The organism is Arthrobacter sp. B2a2-09 (genome assembly GCF_027587375.1).
Taxonomy (GTDB): Bacteria; Actinomycetota; Actinomycetes; order Actinomycetales; family Micrococcaceae; genus Arthrobacter.
In genome coordinates, this window is the sequence record NZ_JAMXIC010000139.1 from 1 (window position 1) to 258 (window position 258).

At 65.1% G+C, this 258-nt stretch carries 1 protein-coding gene; it reads right to left on the reverse strand.

Annotated elements, in window-relative coordinates; all coding sequences use genetic code 11:
* Positions 1-200: NAD(P)-binding domain-containing protein (locus NFJ07_RS25895; RefSeq protein WP_269998958.1), on the reverse strand; the 200-nt coding region annotated here is incomplete at its 3' end.
* Positions 201-258 lie beyond the last annotated feature (58 nt).

The window sequence follows — 258 nt, forward strand, 5'->3', positions numbered from 1 at the left end:
AGCTGGTCGATGACGGCGTCAACCGGCTTGCCGGCCTTCACCATGATCAGGACGCGGCGGGGCTTCTCGAGGGAGTCAACGAGTTCCTGGAGGGTTTCCGTGCGGATGAAGTCGCCGTCCGTGCGGTGCTTGGCCAGCAGGGCGTCGGTCTTTTCGACGGAGCGGTTGTGGAGGGCAACGGTGAAGCCGTTGCGGGCCAGGTGACCACACCATCTGGGTCATTGCCTCCGACGGCGACCTCCAGGAAGGCGTCACCTC